This is a genomic window from Streptomyces gobitricini (assembly GCF_039532985.1).
Lineage (GTDB): Bacteria > Actinomycetota > Actinomycetes > Streptomycetales > Streptomycetaceae > Streptomyces > Streptomyces gobitricini.
This window is the reverse complement of the sequence record NZ_BAAASR010000049.1, coordinates 1-20,051: the sequence shown is the minus strand read 5'-3', so window position 1 is coordinate 20,051 and position 20,051 is coordinate 1. Positions and strand designations below refer to the sequence as shown.

Annotated in this window: 16 protein-coding genes; 9 read left to right on the top strand and 7 right to left on the bottom strand. The window is 69.6% G+C overall.

Going from position 1 to position 20,051, the window contains the following annotated elements; all coding sequences use genetic code 11:
• Positions 1 to 113: 113 nt before the first annotated feature.
• The 5 genes from ABD347_RS28540 to eccCa all read right to left on the bottom strand — a co-directional run bounded on the left by ABD347_RS28540 (position 114) and on the right by eccCa (position 7,793).
• Positions 114 to 728, bottom strand: coding sequence for a hypothetical protein (locus tag ABD347_RS28540; protein ID WP_344366618.1), 615 nt, complete (start codon positions 726 to 728; stop codon positions 114 to 116).
• Complete coding sequence (locus ABD347_RS28535; RefSeq protein WP_344366617.1) at positions 725 to 2,590, bottom strand: alpha/beta hydrolase; 1,866 nt, start codon at positions 2,588 to 2,590, stop codon at positions 725 to 727. The genes ABD347_RS28540 and ABD347_RS28535 overlap by 4 nt, the downstream gene beginning before the upstream one ends.
• Positions 2,587 to 3,024: an amino acid ABC transporter permease gene (locus ABD347_RS28530; protein WP_344366614.1), complete on the bottom strand. Its 438-nt coding sequence runs from the start codon at positions 3,022 to 3,024 to the stop codon at positions 2,587 to 2,589. Before ABD347_RS28530 ends, ABD347_RS28535 begins: the two co-directional genes overlap by 4 nt.
• Positions 3,025 to 3,153: 129 nt before the next feature.
• Positions 3,154 to 3,825: a hypothetical protein gene (locus ABD347_RS28525; protein ID WP_344366612.1), complete on the bottom strand. Its 672-nt coding sequence runs from the start codon at positions 3,823 to 3,825 to the stop codon at positions 3,154 to 3,156.
• Entirely contained in the window at positions 3,822 to 7,793 is a 3,972-nt protein-coding gene (gene eccCa, locus ABD347_RS28520) for a type VII secretion protein EccCa (protein ID WP_344366610.1), read from the bottom strand. The genes ABD347_RS28525 and eccCa overlap by 4 nt, the downstream gene beginning before the upstream one ends.
• A 220-nt stretch (positions 7,794 to 8,013) precedes the next feature.
• On the opposite strand from eccCa, the gene eccD reads away from it, so the two are divergent.
• The 6 genes from eccD to ABD347_RS28490 all read left to right on the top strand — a co-directional run bounded on the left by eccD (position 8,014) and on the right by ABD347_RS28490 (position 15,100).
• The gene (gene eccD / locus ABD347_RS28515; RefSeq protein ID WP_344366607.1) at positions 8,014 to 9,498 is read left to right on the top strand and encodes a type VII secretion integral membrane protein EccD; all 1,485 of its coding nucleotides are present in this window, start codon (positions 8,014 to 8,016) and stop codon (positions 9,496 to 9,498) included.
• Between the two features lie 155 nt (positions 9,499 to 9,653).
• On the top strand, positions 9,654 to 9,944 hold the full coding sequence (gene rpsO / locus ABD347_RS28510) for a 30S ribosomal protein S15 (protein ID WP_003958228.1): 291 nt from the start codon (positions 9,654 to 9,656) through the stop codon (positions 9,942 to 9,944).
• 299 nt (positions 9,945 to 10,243) lie between these two features.
• Positions 10,244 to 12,469 (top strand): polyribonucleotide nucleotidyltransferase, encoded by a 2,226-nt coding sequence (locus ABD347_RS28505; RefSeq protein WP_344366600.1) that lies wholly within the window; start codon positions 10,244 to 10,246, stop codon positions 12,467 to 12,469.
• Positions 12,466 to 13,845, top strand: coding sequence for a M16 family metallopeptidase (locus ABD347_RS28500; protein ID WP_344366598.1), 1,380 nt, complete (start codon positions 12,466 to 12,468; stop codon positions 13,843 to 13,845). The genes ABD347_RS28505 and ABD347_RS28500 overlap by 4 nt, the downstream gene beginning before the upstream one ends.
• 35 nt (positions 13,846 to 13,880) lie before the next feature.
• On the top strand, positions 13,881 to 14,636 hold the full coding sequence (gene dapB, locus ABD347_RS28495; RefSeq protein WP_344366596.1) for a 4-hydroxy-tetrahydrodipicolinate reductase: 756 nt from the start codon (positions 13,881 to 13,883) through the stop codon (positions 14,634 to 14,636).
• Between the two features lie 8 nt (positions 14,637 to 14,644).
• Entirely contained in the window at positions 14,645 to 15,100 is a 456-nt protein-coding gene (locus ABD347_RS28490; RefSeq protein ID WP_344366593.1) for a tetratricopeptide repeat protein, read from the top strand.
• On the opposite strand, the gene ABD347_RS28485 is transcribed toward ABD347_RS28490, so the two are convergent.
• Together ABD347_RS28485 and ABD347_RS28480 are read right to left on the bottom strand one after the other, a co-directional pair.
• Positions 15,090 to 15,641 (bottom strand): hypothetical protein, encoded by a 552-nt coding sequence (locus ABD347_RS28485; RefSeq protein WP_344366592.1) that lies wholly within the window; start codon positions 15,639 to 15,641, stop codon positions 15,090 to 15,092. The two genes, ABD347_RS28490 and ABD347_RS28485, sit on opposite strands and share 11 nt — an antisense overlap.
• Before the next feature lie 107 nt (positions 15,642 to 15,748).
• Positions 15,749 to 15,991, bottom strand: a complete 243-nt coding sequence (locus ABD347_RS28480) for a hypothetical protein (RefSeq protein ID WP_344366590.1) — start codon at positions 15,989 to 15,991, stop codon at positions 15,749 to 15,751.
• A 187-nt stretch (positions 15,992 to 16,178) separates the two neighbouring features.
• Between ABD347_RS28480 and thyX the strand changes: the two genes are divergently transcribed.
• The 3 genes from thyX to ABD347_RS28465 all read left to right on the top strand — a co-directional run bounded on the left by thyX (position 16,179) and on the right by ABD347_RS28465 (position 19,813).
• Positions 16,179 to 16,919, top strand: coding sequence for an FAD-dependent thymidylate synthase (gene thyX / locus ABD347_RS28475; RefSeq protein ID WP_344366589.1), 741 nt, complete (start codon positions 16,179 to 16,181; stop codon positions 16,917 to 16,919).
• 198 nt (positions 16,920 to 17,117) lie between these two features.
• Positions 17,118 to 18,017 carry a 4-hydroxy-tetrahydrodipicolinate synthase gene (dapA, locus tag ABD347_RS28470; protein WP_344366586.1) on the top strand — a complete coding sequence of 300 codons (900 nt, stop codon included), beginning with the start codon at positions 17,118 to 17,120 and terminating at the stop codon, positions 18,015 to 18,017.
• Positions 18,018 to 18,127: 110 nt separating this feature from the next.
• On the top strand, positions 18,128 to 19,813 hold the full coding sequence (locus ABD347_RS28465; protein ID WP_344366584.1) for a ribonuclease J: 1,686 nt from the start codon (positions 18,128 to 18,130) through the stop codon (positions 19,811 to 19,813).
• Positions 19,814 to 20,051 lie beyond the last annotated feature (238 nt).

The following is a 20,051-nucleotide window of genomic DNA, read 5'->3' as shown; positions in this document are numbered from 1 at the left end:
GCCGGGGCCCGTTCGGCGGCGAGGGCGACGACGCCGTGAACGGTACGGGCGGGGCCCCACGGCCAGTCAGGGACCGGCTACGCCCCGCTTGCGACCTCCGAGCCGACCGGCCGTCAGCCGCCGTTGGTGGACGGCGACGGTACCGGGGTCTCTGCCGACCAGAACGGGGACTTGATGTACGGCAGTCCCTTGGCCTCCGGGGAGTTCGGGTCGAGTGTCTTCCTCGGAGGTTCGGTGACCTCGGACTCCGTCACGCAGGGCGATGAGACACTGAAGAAGGCCTGCCCCTTGTCACCGATCTTGACGGTGACCTCGAAGCCTTCGGAAGTACGAGCGAAGATCGCCGGCCTTTCCTTGCTCGGGCGCACTGTGGTGATCTCGTAGCCCTCCTTCTTCCAGTAGCGCTCGACGACGCCCATGAAGCTGCCGCGTCGCTCCGCGGAAATCACGGTCATGACGTGCCGACGGCGAATGACCTGACCGGTCCCCGTGCTGTCGTTCTTGAAATCGGTGCAGATGGGGTCGCCAGACGGTCCCCGCTGTGTCTCCACCCTCGGCTGGATCGCGGCCAAGGTGTCGTCCAGGATCTTTTCCGCCCGGTTGCCTGCCTGCTGCATGTTCACGTTCTGCGCCTTTCCCTTGGGGCCGGTCTCGGCGTCGTCGCCGATCAGGCCACAGCCGGATACGGTGAGCACGGCCAGCGCCACGGCCAGAATTCGGTGTTTCATCGATGCTTCTCCGGGACGACGTCTTCGGGACGGCCTACGACGACTGCGGCGATGTTCTCAGCCGACACGCGATCCTTGGTGGGGTTGAAGTAGTTGGAGTGTGCGGGGGTGGCGCCGTCACCACCGACGACCGGCAGTGGACCATCGTCCACCTTGAAACGGTTGGCTCCGAAGGCCTCGCTGGCCGGGTCCTTGCCGAACCAGATGTCATCGTCTCCCTGGTCGCCAATGTCGCCGGCCAGGTAGGCCATCAGCGGACCACCGCCCATGAAGATGCCCGCGGCGGTGACTTCCTTCTGGGAGGGCAGCATGGTGACCGGGTCGTGTTCGGCCGCGCCCACGTACACATGCTCCTTGCCGACGCCCAGGTCCTCTGCCCTGTCCACGCCGACACCGGGGCTGCCGAGCAGCACGATGTCGTCCGCACCGGGGATGCCGCCGGCCTCCTGGGTGGCGGCACCGACCACTCGCGAGCCGTAGGAGTGTCCGATGGCTGTGAGGTGCGGGTCCTCGTGGTCATTGGTAGCCGCCAGTCCGCTCATGAATGAGTTATAGGCGGGAGCACCCTTCTCAGCCCGCTCGGCGGACATCACCTCGGTGTTCGAGAGCAGGGTCTCGGCGTCCACACCACCTAGCTGCGGGGGATCGTAGCCCAGCCACACGATCGCCGAGCTGGAGGAATCGTTCTCACGGGCCAGGACAGCGGTGTCGTACGCGCGCTTGACGTCGTTCTTGGCGAAGTCGGAGTCCAGTGCCGTGCCGAGGCCCGGCACGTACGCGGCGACGTTCCTCGAGGTGTCGGGGTTGCCGAAGGCCACGGCGGCCCGGCCGGTCCCCTCGTCGCCGATGCTGAGCAGGTAGGCCGGCGGGGATTTCGGGTTCTCCAGGCGCTTCGCCGCGTACTCGTCCAGCTGCGTCCGGATCTCCTTGAGCCCACCGAGCCGCGCCTCCGCCGTCTCGCCCTCCTTCCCCTCGAACTTGGCGATCAACAGGTCGAGGTTCTCCCGGTTGGCCTCGTCCCGCACCAGCGCCGGGATTCCGTCGAGGTTGCCGAGGACGTCGGGGTAGCTCGCGAGGAACTCCTGGCGCTGCTCATCGCTCAGTTTGTCCCACCACTCCTTGCGCTCGGCGGGCGACTTGTCGAGCGGGATCTCCCGCTTCATGAACTCGTGCGACGCGTCGCGCACGGCGTCCATGTCCGCCGCGGCGTCGGCCCATGTCTTGGCGTCGACGGTGAGGCCGTTCGCCGCCTTGAGCTTGCTCAGCGCCTGCTGGTAACGCCCGTCGGTCTCCCGGGCGTCACGCAGCGCCAGGGCGATGCGGTCGGCGATGTCCTGGGCCTTGGCGTGGTGCGGGTTCGGGTTGATCAGTCCGCCGTTGGCCGGTCCCTGCAAGCTTGGGCTCCCCGAACCGTACAGTCCGGGCGTGTACAGCCCGTTGTTGCCGACGGCCTTGCCGCCCGGGACCGGTTGGCCGGTCAGTTCGTTCTGGCCGCCGGCCGGGTAGTCGACACTGCCATCGTCGTTGACGGTGTACGAGTTGGCCGCCGCGTCGGCGAGGGCCTCCTTCAGCCGCCGTTGGGGCGAGGCAAGCTCGGTGGAGAGCCCGGTGACGGTTGTACGGATCAGACCGCACTCCGTCTTGATGTACTCGTAGTTGCTGCTCAGACGCTTGAATCTGCCCACGGCGGCCTTGGCGGACTCACTCTCCTGCGTCTTCGACAGCGCACCACCCATGTCACCGTCGACCCGGGTCTGTGCCGCGTCGGCATGCCGGGACGCCGCTCCCCAGCTGTCGGCGGCGTCGTCGAGTTCCGTCAGCTTCAGATCACGTAGCTGTTGCCACGTCAGAGCGGAGCTCACTTGGGCTCACCACCCTTCGGCGTCTTCACACCGTCCGCCTTCGCACCGGTCGCGGTGTCCACCCCACCCAGGTCCTTCGGCACTTGCCGCAGCGCGGGCTCCAGCGCGTTGCACTCGTCACCCACAGCCTTGAGCCGCTTCTCCCACGACGTCAGGACGCTCTTCAGCTCAGCGAGACTGGCTAGTCCCGCGAGACCGCCCGCCATGCCCGCGTGTCCCGTCGTCAGAGTGCTCTTCGATGTGTCCGTGCTGACCCCCAGCTCGTGAGCCGTGGCGGCGGCGCGATTCCACGGCGCCGAGGAATGCTTCAGCCCTGTGCCATCGGCGGCCGTACCACTGCCCCCTTGATCGGCGGGAAGCTGGTTCAGCTGCATCTGCGCCGAGTTGCGCTCCGCAGCCGAGGCCTTCAGCTGGTCCCATTCGTCCCAAGCCATCTGTGTGTCTTCCCCGTTCGGTTTCATCTGTCCGGCAGCGCGGCCCTGGAGGTAGTTCCGGCGCCCCGCTCCGCCCCCGTACAACGATGGGCGCTTCGATCGCGCTTCAACCTAGGTGATGCACCGTTGCTACTCGCAAGGGCTGTCCACCACATCCGTCGTCACCCCGTACCTCAGGTTGTCGAGCGCGTACTCCCTCTCGGACTGACCCGGCAGCGGCGTCGCCGTCACCGTCAGGCAGATCCCGTCGATGTCGTAGCGCTCGACGAACGATCCCTTGGTGCCCGACCCTGCGCCTGACCCTGTGTCCGACCCGGTGCCGGGTTCCGGGACGGACCCGTCCTGCCTGCTGGTCCCCGGGCCCCAGGCACCACCGGACTCCTCGTGATCCACCAGCGACGCGACCGGATCGACCCGCTCGGGCCCCCTGAGCATGGGGTCGATGAACTCGTCCCACGCGCCCTCACCGCCGCCGGGCCACTTGTACCGGCCCTCACCGGCCTCCGTCTCCAGGTTCAGCGCCGCGTGCTCCACCCGCTCCAGGACCTCCGCGCGATCCGGACCCGTCTCGAAGACGCCCGCGAGCCGCAACATGCCGATCGCCTGCCAGCCCAGGTACACCCCGAGTACCACCAATGCCACCCGGCGCCACATGAACGACGCCGCCGACGGCTCGTGCGCCTCCGGGTTGTCGAAGTGCCGCGCCCGGAAGCGCCACCAGAGCTTGCGCGGATCGACGAGCAGCGCGAAGGCGAGGAACGCCACCGCGAACGCTCCCGCGAACACGGCCGCGCCGATCATTCGGAAAGCTCCGGCATGAGGCCCGTCTGCACCAGCGGATTCCCCCGCTGCCGTGAGACGAAGACGCCCCGGCCCACCGGCATCGGCCGCATCCGCACGCCACCGAGCACGTCGCCCTCCTGCGGGTCACCGGACAGGAGGACGCCCTGGGCACCGAGCTCCATCATCCGCTGCATGAACGGTTCGTAGGAGGCGCGGCTGGCACCGGCCCCACTGCGGGCGATGATGAAGCGGACGCCCACGTCACGCGCGAACGGCAGGTGCTCCGTGAGCTTGGCCAGCGGGTTGCCGCTCGACGTGGACACCAGGTCGTAGTCGTCGACGACCACGTACACCGACGGGCCGCGCCACCAGCTGCGGTCGCGCAACTGCTGCGCCGTGACGTCGGCGGAGGGGGTGCGGCGCTGCATCAGGTCGGCGAGCGCGTCCACATGGTGGTCCATGTTGTTGGACATCGGGACGTACTCCGCCAGGTGCGAAGGCGGCGTCACGTCCAGCAGCGCCCGCCGGTTGTCGATCACGAAGAACTTGGCGGAGTCCCCGTCGTACCGCTCGCACAGCTGCTTGATGAGCAGCCGCAGCATGTTCGACTTGCCCGACTCGCTCTCACCGAACACCAGGAAGAACGGGTCGCGGTCGAAGTTGACGAAGACCGGCTCCAGGTTGTTCTCGTCGATGGCGAACGCCACACCCCGCTGCGGCTCCGCGTGCCCGGCGGGAAGGCTCCGCGCCGGCAGCTCGCGGGGGAGCAGACGTACCTTCGGGGCGGCGGGGCCGGTCCAGTGGCGGCTGATCTCCTTCACCATCGCGGCCGTGGCCTCGGCCAGGTCGCTGTCGGAGTTGATGCTGTCGATGCGCGGCACGGCCGCCATGAAGTGGAGCTTCTCCGGGACGAGACCGCGGCCCGGCACACCGCTGGGGACGTTGACGGCGATCTTGCGGTCGACCTCCGAGTCCATGGTGTCGCCCAGCCGCAGTTCCAGCCGGTTCATCAGGTGGTCCTTGATGTTGGAACGCACCTCCATCGAACGCGACGCCGTGAGGATCACGTGGATGCCGTAACCCAGGCCACGCGCCGCCATGTCCAGGACGGCGGGTTCGAGACCTTCGTAGTCCGTGCGGAAGTTGCCCCAGCCGTCGATGACGAGGAAGACATCGCCCCAGGGCTGGTCCGTCACCGGGATCTCCCCGCGGGCACGGAGCCTGCGGTACGTGGCGATGGAGTCGACGCCGGTGCTGCGGAAGTACTCCTCGCGCCGCGACAGCACGCCGTACACCTCGGCGACCGTACGCCGCACCTTCTCCGGATCGAGGCGCGACGCCACTCCGCCCACGTGCGGCAACTCCGCGATCGCCGACAGGCCACCGCCACCGAAGTCGAGGCCGTAGAACTGGACCTCCTGCGGCGTGTGCGTCAGCGCGAAGCCCGCGACGAGGGTGCGCAGCAGCGTCGACTTGCCCGACTGCGGACCACCGATGATCTGCATGTGACCGGCCGCACCGGAGAAGTCCCGGTACAGCACGTCCCGCCGCTGCTCGAAGGGCTTGTCGACCACACCGAGGGGCACCACCAGCCGGCCCGCGCCCTCGTACCCGGGCTGCGTCAGCCCGCGGTCCTCCACGCCCGCGAGGCCGGGCAGCAGCTCGTCCAGCGGAGGCGGGTTGTCCAGCGGCGGCAGCCACACCTGGTGTGCCTCGGCGCCCCGCCCCTCCAGCCGCCGCACGATCACGTCGAGTACGGAGTCGGCCAGCGCGTCGTCCTCCGCGGGCCGCGCCGCGGGTACGTGTGCCCGGGCGGCCGGCTCGACGTACCGTACCGGGACGGGAGCGGCGGTGAACACAACCGGCCGCCGGTCCACCGGGAGCGGACCGCCCGGCAGCGCGGCCTGCTGGTGGGAGCGGTACACACCGGAGACGTACGCCGCCTTGAACCGCACCATCTCGTCCGTGCCGTACTTGAGGTAGCCGGAGCCGGGGACGTTGGGGAGCGTGTACGCGTCGGGGACACCGATCGCCGCGCGCGACTCGGCCGCGGAGAAGGTCCGCAGGCCGATCCGGTACGACAGGTAGGTCTCCAGGCCGCGCAGCCGGCCCTCCTCCAGGCGCTGGGACGCCAGCAGCAGGTGGACGCCGAGCGACCGGCCGATCCGGCCGATCTGCACGAACATCTCGATGAAGTCCGGCATGGCGGTGAGAAGTTCGCTGAACTCGTCGATGACCAGGACGAGCGAGGGGATCGGCTGCAGCGGGGCGCCCGCGGCGCGCGCCTTCTCGTAGTCGTGGATGTTGGCGTAGTTGCCCGCGTCGCGCAGCATCTCCTGGCGCCGGTTGAGCTCGCCGCGGATGGAGTCACCCATGCGGTCGACCAGCGTCAGGTCGTCCGCCAGGTTGGTGATCACCGCTGCGACGTGCGGCATCTGGGACATGCCCGCGAAGGTGGCGCCGCCCTTGAAGTCCGCGAGGACGAAGTTGAGGGTCTCCGACGAGTGCGTGACCGCGAGCCCCAGCACCAGCGTGCGCAACAGTTCCGACTTGCCGGATCCGGTGGCGCCCACGCACAGGCCGTGCGGGCCCATGCCCTCCTGGGCGGCCTCCTTCAGGTCCAGCATGACGGGCGAGCCGTCCTCGCCCACGCCGATCGGCACCCTCAGCCGCTCCGACTGCGACCGGGGCCGCCAGGTGCGGCTGACGTCGACCGACGCGGCGTCGCCGAGGTTCAGCAGGTCGGTGAAGTCCAGGTTGGCGAGGAGCGGTTCGTCGTCGTCCGAGCCCGAGGCGATGCGCAGCGGGGCGAGCTGACGGGCGAGGGCCTCCGCGGCCTCCAGCCCGAGGTGGTCGGGCGTCCCGTCGTACACCAGGCCGTGGCCGGACTCCAGCCGGAGGGAGTCGGGGCGTACGGTCACCGACAGGCCGCCGCGCGCCCCGTGCGGTTCACCCGGTACGACCTCGATGATCGTCACGCCCTGCAGCCCCTCCGGCGTGGCGAGCGCCGACGTCGCGGGGACCGACTGGCCGTCGAGGACGACCACGATGTGCGGCTGGTCCAGCAGCGGCTGGCCGGCACCGTGGAAACGGGGGCGCCCCTCCAGGCGTACGGACAGCATGTCCTGGAGGTCGCGCGCGTCCGTGGTGATCAGGCGCCGGCTGCCCGCGCCGTCACCGGGGCCGGGTGCCTGGACGTGCGGAAGCCACTTGGCCCACTCCCAGTGCGGTGCCGCGGCGGAGTCGGCGGCCACGGCGATGACCAGGTCCTCGGGGGAGTGCAGGGCGGCGAGGGAGCCGAGCACGGCCCGTGCCGACGAACGCGCGGAGTCGGCCTCCCCGCTGACCGTCAGGTGGTAGAAGGCCCGCAGGGACACGGCCATGGGCAGGCCGTCGAGCGTGCCGTGGGCCGAGAGGAACTGCTGCATGGCTCCCGCCGTGAGCGGCTCCAGCTCGTCCACGGGGGCGGTCTCGGGGGCTTCGAGCGGTGTGGCGAGCTGCTGGGCACCCAGGCCGATGCGTACCTGCCCGAAGTCGTCGTCACCGACGCGCCGTTCCCACACCCGGCTGCCCTCGGCGACCAGCGCCCACAGCTGCTCGGGCGACGGATGGAGGTAGAACTGCGCGTCGCGCTGCAAACGCGCCGTCCTGAGCACCGAACGCCGGGTCTGCGTCAGGTACTTGAGGTAATCGCGCCGCAGATCGGCGAGCTGCCCCTGGGTCCCCCGCCGGTAGCGCACGAGCATCGCGACGGCCATGGCGACCGTGGAGGCGATCATCACCATGCCCATGATGCGCATGACGGGGTTCGGCGTCATGAAGAAGAAGACGACCGAACCGCCCATGCCGAGCGTCGGCAGCAACTGCATCAGCACGCCCTCCTGCTGACCCCTCGGCAGCTCGGGCGGCGGTTGCAGCTGCACCGGGTCGCCCGGCACTTCGGTGGGCAGGGCCCGTGGTGGGCGCTTGACGACGATCTGACTCACAGCTCACCAATTCCCTTGCCGGACGGAAATGTTCCTATCGGCGCCCCCGTGGCGACGGGCTCCATCCGCGCTGGGATCCTACTGGCGGAGGGGGTCACGGGCGGGCGGTAGGGTGGCGCGACGTGTTGGCGCGGGCATGAACCAACGCAAATTTCGGGTCATCTCGACCGAGCCTGGCCGACGATCCACGAATCACCACGAGGGGATGCAGCAGGTGAGTATGACGGCCTCAGCCGCGGCCACCGGAACCGGTCACCCGGCACCCGCGACTCCGTCCGCCGGCGGAACGGGATTCTGCCGTGTCACTGTCGTCGCACCGGATGGCCGTGTCGACGTCGCACTGCCCGAGGACATCCCCGTCGCCGACCTCTACCCGGAGATCCTCCGGCTGTCGGGCCAGAGCCCGGCCCCCGGCGCCCCGGTCGGCTACCACCTCGTACGCCGCGACGGCACGGTGCTCGACAGCGCGCGCTCCCTCGCCGCCCAGCGCATCCTCGACGGCGAACTGCTCTCCCTGCGGCCCTTCGCCGAATCGCTGCCGCCGGCGGTCTTCGACGACGTGTCCGACGCCGTCGCCTCGGCGGTCGTCCGGGACCGCACCCTGTGGACCGACGAGCTGATGCGCGGCGCCGGTCTCTTCGGCGGCTCGGCCCTGCTGGTGCTGCTGGCCTTCGTGCTGTGGTCGTCCGGCCCGCGGCACGACATGCACGGCCTGCCGGGCATCCTCGCCGCGGTCGGCGGTGTGCTGTTGCTGGCGCTCGCCGGTGTCCGGGCCCGCGTGTACGACGACCGCGGCTCGGCCGTGGCCCTGGGCGTCGGCGCGATGGCGAACGCCGCCGTCGCCGGTGCCGGGCTGCTGGCGCCGGCGGCGGGCCAGGGTAACGGCAAGCTGCAGTTCCTGCTCGCCTGCGCGGCCGTGCTCGTCGTCTCCGTCGTCCTCACGCTGGTCGCGCCCGGCGGGGACGGACCCTTCGTCGCGTTCGTCTTCGCGTCCGGTGTGGGGGCCCTGGTGACCTTCGTCGCCATCATCACCACGATGACCGCGACCGAGACGGCCGCCGTGTGCTCGCCGCTCGCCGTGGGCGCGCTGGCCTTCCTCCCGGGCCTCTCCACCCGCTTCGCCCGGCTCCCCATCGGTTTCGAGCCGCCCCGCACCGCGGTCACCGGCTACGGAGACGACCCCGAGCCCCAGGGGCCGGTGGACGCCGAGCGGATCGCCGCCCAGGTCCGGCGGGGGCACGAGCTCCTGGTGGGTCTCGTCGGGGGCTGCGCGCTGGTGGCGGTGGGCTCCGCCGCGGTGCTCGGCTTCTCCGGCGACGTGTGGGGGCAGCTGCTGGCCCTCGCCACCGGCGTGGCCATGCTGATGCGCGCCCACCTCTTCCGCTACACCGCCCAGGTCGGCTGCGCCCTCGCGGCGGGCCTCGGCGCCCTCGTCCTGCTGGGACTGGGCCTCTGCCTCGACCCGCCAGCCGAGCTGTGGCGCGACGCCGCGGCGCTGCACATCCGTACGGTGTGGCTGGCCGCCGCGGTCGCGGGGGTCGCCGCGCTGATCATCGCCATCGGCCTGATCGTGCCGCGCAAGGGCGTCACCCCCTTCTGGGGTCGCTTCCTGGAGATCGCGGAGACGTTCGTCCTCCTGACGCTCATCCCTCTGTGCCTCGCCGTCTTCGACGTGTACCACTCGATCCGGGCCACGACCTCCTGAGCGGCTGGTACGCTGTGTAACGGCCGTTTGTGTACGCGCTTCCGGATGATCTGGAAGCAGCGCCCATCGGACCTTCGCCTCCGAGTCACGGAAGCTCCCCTGAGAACAAGACCAGGGGCACTCGTGGGCGCATCGAACACCAAGAGGAGTACCGAGTGTCTCTCGACGCCGCTACGAAGAAGCAGATCATGGCCGAGTTCGGCACCAAGGAGGGCGACACCGGCTCCCCCGAGGTCCAGGTCGCGATGCTCTCCCGCCGCATCTCGGACCTGACCGAGCACCTCAAGACCCACAAGCACGACCACCACTCCCGTCGTGGTCTGCTGATCCTGGTCGGCCAGCGCCGCCGCCTGCTGCAGTACCTGGCCAAGAAGGACATCCAGCGCTTCCGCGCGCTGGTCGACCGCCTCGGCATCCGCCGCGGTGCGGCCGGCGGCGCCAAGTAAGACGCCGTGAAGGGAGCGGTTCCCACGCTTAGGGGGCCGCTCCCTTTGCCGTACATGCGGAGTGTCGCCTCCCCTTTGTAGGCTGGTTACACAACGCCATAACGGAAAAGCGACAATCACATACTGGAGAGGTGCTCCGGCGCCGTCGCCGGTCCTCGGTAGTGGCCCCCGGGAGAGATCACCCCGGGCGCTTCGATCGAAGACCGGCCCCGCACCCACGGCGCACTTCTCCGCCCCGTCCCCTCGCCACACGGGCGTACCGGGACGCAAAGACGACAAGCAACGGAGAATTCGCTTTGGTGGAGAACGAGACCCACTACGCCGAGGCCGTCATCGACAACGGCACCTTCGGCACCCGCACCATCCGCTTCGAGACGGGCCGCCTGGCCAAGCAGGCCGCCGGCTCCGCCGTGGCGTACCTGGACGACGACACCATGGTGCTGTCGGCCACCACCGCTTCCAAGAAGCCCAAGGACCAGCTCGACTTCTTCCCCCTGACGGTGGACGTCGAGGAGCGGATGTACGCGGCCGGCAAGATCCCCGGCTCCTTCTTCCGCCGTGAGGGCCGGCCCTCCGAGGACGCGATCCTCACCTGTCGCCTGATCGACCGCCCGCTGCGCCCCTCCTTCAAGAAGGGCCTGCGCAACGAGATCCAGATCGTCGAGACGATCATGGCGCTCAACCCCGACCACCTGTACGACGTGGTCGCGATCAACGCCGCCTCCTGCTCCACGCAGCTGGCCGGCCTGCCCTTCTCCGGCCCGATCGGCGGCACCCGTGTCGCCCTGATCAACGGCCAGTGGGTCGCGTTCCCGACGCACACCGAGCTCGAGGACGCCGTCTTCGACATGGTCGTCGCGGGCCGCGTCCTGGAGGACGGCGACGTCGCGATCATGATGGTCGAGGCCGAGGCCACCGAGAAGACCGTCCAGCTCGTCCAGGGCGGCGCCGAGGCCCCCACCGAGGAGGTCGTCGCCGCCGGTCTCGAGGCCGCGAAGCCCTTCATCAAGGTCCTCTGCAAGGCCCAGTCGGACCTCGCCGCCAAGGCCGCCAAGCCGGTCGGCGAGTTCCCGGTGTTCCTCGAGTACCAGGACGACGTCCTGGAGGCGCTGACCGCCGCGGTGAAGAGCGAGCTCTCCCAGGCGCTCACCATCGCCGGCAAGCAGGAGCGCGAGACCGAGCTGGACCGCGTCAAGGAGATCGCCGCCGAGAAGCTGCTCCCGCAGTTCGAGGGCCGCGAGAAGGAAATCTCCGCCGCGTACCGGGCGCTGACCAAGAAGCTGGTCCGCGAGCGCGTCATCAAGGACAAGGTCCGCATCGACGGCCGTGGCCTGACGGACATCCGTACGCTCGCCGCCGAGGTCGAGGCCATCCCGCGCGTGCACGGCTCCGCGCTGTTCGAGCGTGGCGAGACCCAGATCCTGGGCGTCACCACCCTCAACATGCTCCGCATGGAGCAGCAGCTGGACACCCTCTCCCCGGTGACCCGCAAGCGCTACATGCACAACTACAACTTCCCGCCGTACTCCGTCGGTGAGACCGGCCGCGTCGGTTCGCCGAAGCGCCGCGAGATCGGCCACGGCGCGCTCGCCGAGCGCGCGATCGTGCCGGTGCTGCCGACGCGCGAGGAGTTCCCGTACGCGATCCGCCAGGTGTCCGAGGCCCTCGGCTCCAACGGCTCGACCTCCATGGGCTCGGTCTGCGCCTCCACCATGTCGCTGCTGAACGCCGGTGTGCCCCTGAAGGCCCCGGTCGCCGGCATCGCCATGGGCCTCATCTCCGAGGAGGTCGACGGGAAGACGCACTACGTCGCGCTGACCGACATCCTCGGCGCCGAGGACGCCTTCGGCGACATGGACTTCAAGGTCGCCGGCACCAAGGAGTTCGTCACCGCCCTCCAGCTCGACACCAAGCTGGACGGCATCCCGGCCTCCGTCCTGGCCGCGGCCCTCAAGCAGGCCCGCGACGCCCGCCTCCACATCCTCGACGTGATGATGGAAGCGATCGACACGCCGGACGAGATGTCCCCCAACGCCCCGCGGATCATCACCGTGAAGATCCCCGTGGACAAGATCGGTGAGGTCATCGGCCCCAAGGGCAAGATGATCAACCAGATCCAGGAGGACACCGGCGCCGAGATCACGATCGAGGACGACGGCACCATCTACATCGGTGCCCAGGTCGGTTCGCAGGCCGAGGCCGCCCGCGCCACGATCAACGGCATCGCCAACCCGACCATGCCGGAGGTCGGCGAGCGGTACCTGGGTACGGTCGTCAAGACCACCACCTTCGGTGCGTTCGTCTCCCTGATGCCCGGCAAGGACGGCCTGCTGCACATCTCGCAGATCCGCAAGCTCGCCGGTGGCAAGCGCGTGGAGAACGTCGAGGACGTGCTCGCGGTCGGCTCCAAGGTCCAGGTCGAGATCGCCGAGATCGACCAGCGCGGCAAGCTCTCCCTCATCCCCGTCATCGCGGACGAGGACGCTGCCGCCGACGGCGAGACGAAGGACGACACCGACCAGTGACGTCCCGTAGTCCGAAGACGACGGCCCGCACCTCCTCGGAGGCGCGGGCCGTCGCCCGTACCCAAACGCTTCTCAAGGGCAAGGACGGCATCGGCACCGTCCGCCGTACGACCCTTCCCGGCGGCCTCCGCATCGTCACCGAGACGCTGCCCTCCGTGCGCTCCGCCACCTTCGGCATCTGGGCGCACGTCGGCTCCCGTGACGAGACGCCCGCCCTGGGCGGCGCCACGCACTACCTGGAGCACCTCCTCTTCAAGGGCACGCACCGGCGGAGCGCCCTCGACATCTCCTCCGCCCTCGACGCGGTCGGCGGCGAGATGAACGCCTTCACGGCGAAGGAGTACACCTGCTACTACGCGCGGGTGCTCGACACCGACCTGCCGCTCGCCATCGACGTCGTGTGCGACATGCTCACCGGCTCGCTGATCCGCCAGGAGGACGTCGACGCCGAGCGCGGCGTCATCCTCGAAGAGATCGCGATGACCGAGGACGACCCGGGTGACGTCGTCCACGACCTGTTCGCCAGGACGATGTTCGGCGACACCCCGCTGGGCCGCCCGGTCCTCGGCACGGTCGACACCGTCGAGGCGCTCACCGCGGACCGCATCCGCCGCTTCTACAAGAAGCACTACGACCCCACGCACCTCGTCGTCGCCGCCGCCGGCAACATCGACCACGCCACGGTCGTACGCCAGGTCCGCCGCGCCTTCGAGAAGGCCGGCGCCCTCACCCGTACGGACGCCGCCCCGGTCGCCCCGCGCGACGGCCGGCGCGCCATTCGCACGGCGGGCCGGGTCGAGGTGCTCAGCCGCCGCACCGAGCAGGCCCACGTGGTCCTCGGTGTGCCGGGCCTCGCCCGCACCGACGACCGCCGCTGGGCCCTGGGCGTGCTGAACACGGCCCTCGGCGGTGGCATGTCCTCGCGCCTCTTCCAGGAGGTCCGCGAGAAGCGCGGCCTGGCCTACAGCGTCTACTCGTACACGTCGGGCTTCGCCGACTGCGGCCTCTTCGGCGTGTACGCGGGCTGCCGCCCCAACCAGGTCCACGACGTGCTGAGCATCTGCCGGGACGAGCTGGACCGGGTCGCCCGCGAGGGCCTCGGCGACGACGAGATCGCACGGGCGATCGGTCAGCTGAAGGGCTCCACCGTCCTCGGCCTGGAGGACACCGGAGCGCTGATGAACCGCATCGGCAAGAGCGAGCTGTGCTGGGGCGACCAGATGTCGGTAGACGACATGCTGGCCCGGATGGCCGCGGTCACCCCTGATGATGTACGAGACGTGGCCGCCGAGCTCCTGGGGCAGCGCCCGTCGCTGTCGGTGATCGGCCCCCTGAAGGACAAGCAGGCGGACCGCCTCCACACCGCGGTCGCGTAACGCCACTCCTGGACGGAACCGAAGGAAGTACGAGCATGAGCAGCAAGCTGCGGGTCGCGGTGATCGGAGCCAAGGGACGCATCGGCTCCGAAGCCGTACGCGCCGTCGAGGCCGCCGACGACATGGAACTGGTCGCGGCCCTCGGCCGGGGCGACAAGCTGGAGACGCTCGCCGAGAACGGCGCCCAGGTGGCGGTGGAGCTCACCACCCCGGCCTCCGTGATGGGCAACCTCGACTTCTGCGTGCGCCACGGCATCCACGCCGTCGTCGGCACCACGGGCTGGACCGAGGAGCGCCTCACCCAGCTCAACGGCTGGCTGAAGGCCTCCCCGGAGACCGGTGTCCTGATCGCCCCGAACTTCTCCATCGGAGCGGTCCTCACCATGAAGTTCGCGCAGATCGCCGCGCCGTACTTCGAGTCGGTCGAGGTCGTCGAGCTCCACCACCCCAACAAGGTGGACGCCCCCTCCGGCACCGCCACCCGCACCGCCCAGCTCATCGCCGCCGCCCGTGCCGAGGCGGGCCGCGCCCCCCAGCCGGACGCGACGACCACGGCGCTGGACGGCGCGCGAGGCGCCGACGTGGACGGGGTCCCGGTGCACGCCGTACGCCTCAGGGGCCTCCTGGCCCACCAGGAGGTACTGCTCGGCGGGGAGGGCGAGACGCTCACGGTCCGCCATGACTCGCTGCACCACAGCAGCTTCATGCCGGGCATCCTGCTCGGGGCCCGCCGCGTGGTGACCACTCCCGGCCTCACCTTCGGCCTGGAACACTTCCTGGATCTGGGCTGATCACCGTCATGCGCGCCAAGATCACGTACTTCGTCACGGCAGCCGTCCTGGTCGTCTACTTCGTCCTGGTCGGCAGCCGTGGCGTGATGCTGATCCAGCAGGGCACCGCGCTCACCGTCACCTTCGGTTGCGCGGTGCTCGTCCTGCCGGTGATCGGTGTCTGGTTCCTCTGGAAGAACACCCAGTTCGTGGCCAGGGCCAACCGGCTCGCGGCCGAACTGGAGGCCGAAGGCGGCCTGCCCGTCGACGAGTTGAAGCGCACCCCCGGTGGCCGTATCGACCGCGACTCGGCCGACGCCGTCTTCGCCAAGCGGCGCGAGGAGACCGAGGACTCACCGGACGACTGGCGCTGCTGGTTCCGGCTCGCGGTCGCCTACCACGACGCCCGCGACACCCCGCGCGCCCGCAAGGCGATGCAGCGCGCGATCGCCCTGCACGGAGGCGGGCAGCCGGTCAGGAACTGACCGCGTACTCCGCGCTCCAGGCCTCGACCGTGTCGGCCGCCCGGTCGAACGCCTCAACCCGGGACAGGAAGTCCGCGTTGTGGTCGGTGAGCAGCGCCAGCTGCTCACCACCACCCTTGTGCACGACGACGAGGGCCTGCCCCTGCACCGTCCGCGGCAGTCCGAGCCACCGCACGGGCTGCTGCACCGTGCGTACGCCCCCGGACTGCGACCACGGAAGCGTCGTCGTGCGGAAGAAGGAGACGCGCCGCAGACCGTGCCGGCTCACCCAGGCCCCCATACGGAGCGCCCGCAGCGCACCGATGATCACCACCGCCGCCAGCCCGAAGCACACGGCGGTTGCCGACAGGCTCCCCGCGAAGGCGGTGATCATGGTGGCCAGGAGCATGAACGAGGCGAGCAGCAGTGCCACCGCCGCCGCCGCGACCCGCCAGGGCCCCGGACGGTACGGGCGGCGCCATTGATCGTGGTCGTCGAACGGCAGCGCGACGTCCTCGTCGGTGTCGAAACCACGGTCGGCCGTCAGGAAGGGCAGGGGCACGGCTGGTCCTCACTCATACGCACGCTCGATGGGGCTGTGCCGGGTGAGGCTACCCAGCGGTTCGACGACCGGCCACCTCAGGGTGGCCATACGGGGCAGAGCCCGCGTCAACGCCCTTGGGACGCCTCGGACTGCTGACGGTGACCGGTGGCGGCGGGCCCCGCCTCCAGCGCCGGAAGGCCGAAGAGCAACGATCCGACCAGACCGGCCACGACGGTCAGCCCGATCAGCGTACGACCGGTGACCTCGGAAATACTGGGACGCTGCCGAGCCGGGGGAGTGACGTTACTGCGGAAGCGGTCGGCCTCGGCGACGAACGCGAACGGGACTGCCTCACGCCGGCGGAACATGTGAGAACCCTCCTGGGTAACTCGTGGTGGACGCTGCTACTGGGTCAGACGCGCGACGCAGCGCTTTGGTGCCCCATTTCCCCGGAATGATCGAACGATGTGGGCCGCCCTCGCCTCGTCCTCCGCTGTCGGTGCCGGGCCGTAGAGTGGGCGCCGCCCGAGCGATGCAATTGGAAGGACCCCGCCGGTGACCGACACCCCCGCCGAAGACCTCAAGCCCAGCTTCCGCAGTGATGTGACCGTCGAGCTTGTCAAGCACAGCGCCGCCGACTCCGACGTCCTGTGGGCCGCCCGCGTCTCCACGGCCGGCGAGCAGTCCCTGGAGGAGCTGCAGAAGGACCCGGAGCGCTCCAAGGGGCTGATCAACTACCTGATGCGGGACCGGCACGGCAGCCCCTTCGAGCACAATTCGATGACGTTCTTCATCAGTGCTCCGATCTTCGTCTTCCGCGAGTTCATGCGGCACCGGGTCGGCTGGTCGTACAACGAGGAGTCCGGCCGATACCGGGAGCTCCAGCCGGTCTTCTACGTCCCGGACGCCTCGCGCAAGCTCGTCCAGCAGGGCCGTCCCGGCAAGTACGTCTTCGTCGAGGGCACCGAGGACCAGCAGGCGCTCGTGGGGCGCACGATGGAGGCCTCGTACCTCCAGGCGTACGAGGCGTACCAGGAGATGCTCGCCGCGGGCGTCGCCCGTGAGGTCGCCCGGTCGGTCCTCCCCGTGGGCCTCTTCTCGTCCATGTACGCCACGTGCAACGCCCGCTCGCTGATGCACTTCCTCGGCCTGCGCACCCAGCACGAGCTGGCCAAGGTCCCGTCCTTCCCGCAGCGGGAGATCGAGATGGTCGGCGAGAAGATGGAGCAGGAGTGGGCGCGCCTGATGCCGCTGACCTACGCCGCCTTCAACGCGAACGGGCGCGTCGCCCCGTAGCCCGGCAGGTCACGGCGCGGCACAGATGTACGGATCGCCCGCCCGAAGTGTCCGTATTGCGGCGTTTCAAGAAGTTCATCTAGGCTGATCAAACGGACCCGGCACTGCTTGAACCCCCGAGCAGGCAGTGCCGGGCTCCGCCTCCCTCACGTCCCCCGAGGGGGCCCCGCGGGCAGAGCAGCGAGTAGCGTGTTACCCATGGCTCCGATCTCCACTCCGCAGACCCCCTTCGGGCGGGTCCTCACCGCCATGGTCACGCCCTTCACGGCGGACGGCGCACTCGACCTCGACGGCGCTCAGCGGCTCGCCGCCCACCTGGTCGACGCAGGCAACGACGGCCTGGTCGTCAACGGCACCACCGGCGAGTCCCCGACCACCAGCGACGTGGAGAAAGACCAGCTGGTACGGGCCGTACTGGAGGCGGTGGGCGACCGCGCCCATGTCGTCGCCGGCATCGGAACCAATGACACCCACCACTCGGTCGAGCTCGCCCGCGCCGCCGAGCGCGCCGGCGCGCACGGTCTGCTCGCCGTCACCCCGTACTACAACAAGCCCCCGCAAGAGGGCCTCTTCCGTCACTTCACCGCCATCGCGGACGCCACCGGCCTCCCCGTGATGCTCTACGACATCCCCGGCCGCAGCGGCGTCCCGATCGACACCGAGACGATCGTCCGCCTCGCCGCCCACCCGAGGATCGTCGCCAACAAGGACGCCAAGGGCGACCTCGGCCGCGCCAGCTGGGCCATCGCCCGCAGCGGTCTCGCCTGGTACTCCGGTGATGACATGCTCAACCTGCCGCTGCTCTCCGTCGGCGCCTGCGGCTTCGTCTCCGTCGTCGGCCACGTCGTCACCCCGGAGCTCCGCGCCCTGCTCGACGCCTACCTCAATGGCGACGTCCAGAAGGCCACCGAGGTCCACCAGCGGCTGCTCCCCGTCTTCACAGGTATGTTCCGTACGCAGGGCGTGATCACCACCAAGGCCGCCCTCTCCCTCCAGGGCCTCCCCGCCGGGCCGCTGCGCCTGCCGCTGGTCGAGCTCACCCCGGAGGAAACCGCCCAGCTCAAGATCGACCTCGGCGCGGGCGGGGTACAGCTCTAGTCACAGACTTCATAACTGAATACGAATTCACATCCGACAACAGCAAGTGCACGAATGCATGCGCGCCACGTGCCTCACTGGTACGTGGCGCGCGTGGTGAGGAGAGTCTTTTGAGTCATCCGCATCCTGAACTGGGCGCGCCCCCGAAGCTGCCCAAGGGCGGCCTGCGCGTCACCCCGCTCGGCGGTCTCGGCGAGATCGGCCGGAACATGACCGTCTTCGAGTTCGACGGCCGCCTGCTGATCGTCGACTGCGGCGTGCTCTTCCCCGAGGAGGAGCAGCCCGGTATCGACCTGATCCTGCCGGACTTCACCACCCTCCGGGACCGCCTCGACGACGTCGAGGGCATCGTCCTGACGCACGGGCACGAGGACCACATCGGCGGCGTCCCGTACCTGCTCCGGATGAAGCCCGACATCCCGCTCATCGGCTCCAAGCTGACCCTCGCGCTCATCGAGGCCAAGCTCCAGGAGCACCGCATCCGCCCGTACACCCTCGAGGTCGTCGAAGGGCAGCGCGAGCAGCTCGGCCCCTTCGACTGCGAGTTCGTGGCGGTCAACCACTCCATCCCGGACGCGCTGGCCGTCGCCATCCGCACACCCGCGGGCATGGTCGTCCACACCGGCGACTTCAAGATGGACCAGCTTCCGCTGGACAACCGCCTGACGGACCTCCACGCCTTCGCGCGTCTGAGCGAGGAGGGCATCGACCTCCTCCTGTCGGACTCCACGAACGCCGAGGTGCCGGGCTTCGTCCCGCCCGAGCGTGACATCTCCAATGTCATGCGCTCGGTCTTCGCGGGCGCGCAGAAGCGGATCATCGTGGCCAGCTTCGCCAGCCACGTGCACCGCATCCAGCAGATCCTGGACGCGGCCCACGAGTACGGCAGGAGAGTCGCCTTCGTCGGGCGATCGATGGTCCGGAACATGGGCATCGCCCGCGACCTGGGCTACCTTCGCGTCCCGGCCGGCCTGGTCGTCGACGTCAAGACCCTCGACGACCTGCCGGACCACGAGGTCGTGCTGGTCTGCACGGGTTCCCAGGGCGAGCCGATGGCCGCCCTGTCCCGCATGGCCAACCGCGACCACCAGATCCGTATCGTCCAGGGCGACACGGTGATCCTGGCGTCCTCCCTGATCCCGGGCAACGAGAACGCGGTCTACCGCGTGATCAACGGCCTCACCCGCTGGGGCGCCAACGTCGTCCACAAGGGCAACGCCAAGGTCCACGTCTCGGGCCACGCCTCGGCCGGCGAGCTGCTGTACTTCTACAACATCTGCCGGCCGAAGAACCTGATGCCGGTGCACGGCGAATGGCGCCACCTCCGCGCCAACGCCGAGCTCGGCGCCCTGACGGGCGTCCCCAAGGACCGCATCGTCATCGCCGAGGACGGGGTCGTGGTCGACCTCGTGGACGGCAAGGCCAGGATCGTCGGCAAGGTCCAGGCGGGATACGTCTACGTCGACGGCCTGTCGGTCGGCGACGTCACCGAGGTGCACCTGAAGGACCGCCGCATCCTCGGCGACGAGGGCATCATCTCCGTCTTCGTGGTGGTCGACTCCACGACCGGCAAGGTCGTCGGCGGCCCGCACATCCAGGCCAGGGGCTCCGGCATCGAGGACGGCGCGTTCGACGCGGTCATCCCGAAGGTCCATGAGGCCATCGCCAAGTCGGCCGCCGACGGCGTCGCGGAGCCGCATCAGCTCCAGCAGCTCATCCGCCGGACCATCGGCAAGTGGGTCTCGGACACCTACCGTCGACGCCCGATGATCCTCCCGGTGGTCGTCGAGGTCTGACGCTCCACCAGCTCGTCCGCGGAGCGGGGCCCCTCGATTTGCATCGGGGCGCCCCGCTCCAGTACGTTTACGGCTCCGCCTGATCGGGAACCCGGCACATCTCTGTGCCTAGCAGGGTGCCCAGGAAGGGCGGGGAATTCCGACTCAGAATCTCTGATAAAGTCGGATCAGCCGAAAGGCAGAGGCCCTCCAACGGCCACCGGAAACAGAATCCGAACCGGAAACGGAACGGGAAAAG

What these genes read in the sequence shown, in the direction of transcription:
- ABD347_RS28530 (WP_344366614.1), bottom strand. Translation starts at nt 3,024, where the DNA reads ATGGCTTGGGACGAATGGGACCAGCTGAAGGCCTCGGCTGCGGAGCGC.
- dapB (WP_344366596.1), top strand. Translation starts at nt 13,881, where the DNA reads ATGAGCAGCAAGCTGCGGGTCGCGGTGATCGGAGCCAAGGGACGCATC.
- ABD347_RS28490 (WP_344366593.1), top strand. Translation starts at nt 14,645, where the DNA reads ATGCGCGCCAAGATCACGTACTTCGTCACGGCAGCCGTCCTGGTCGTC.
- dapA (WP_344366586.1), top strand. Translation starts at nt 17,118, where the DNA reads ATGGCTCCGATCTCCACTCCGCAGACCCCCTTCGGGCGGGTCCTCACC.
- ABD347_RS28540 (WP_344366618.1), bottom strand. Translation starts at nt 728, where the DNA reads ATGAAACACCGAATTCTGGCCGTGGCGCTGGCCGTGCTCACCGTATCC.
- ABD347_RS28525 (WP_344366612.1), bottom strand. Translation starts at nt 3,825, where the DNA reads ATGATCGGCGCGGCCGTGTTCGCGGGAGCGTTCGCGGTGGCGTTCCTC.
- ABD347_RS28480 (WP_344366590.1), bottom strand. Translation starts at nt 15,991, where the DNA reads ATGTTCCGCCGGCGTGAGGCAGTCCCGTTCGCGTTCGTCGCCGAGGCC.
- eccD (WP_344366607.1), top strand. Translation starts at nt 8,014, where the DNA reads ATGACGGCCTCAGCCGCGGCCACCGGAACCGGTCACCCGGCACCCGCG.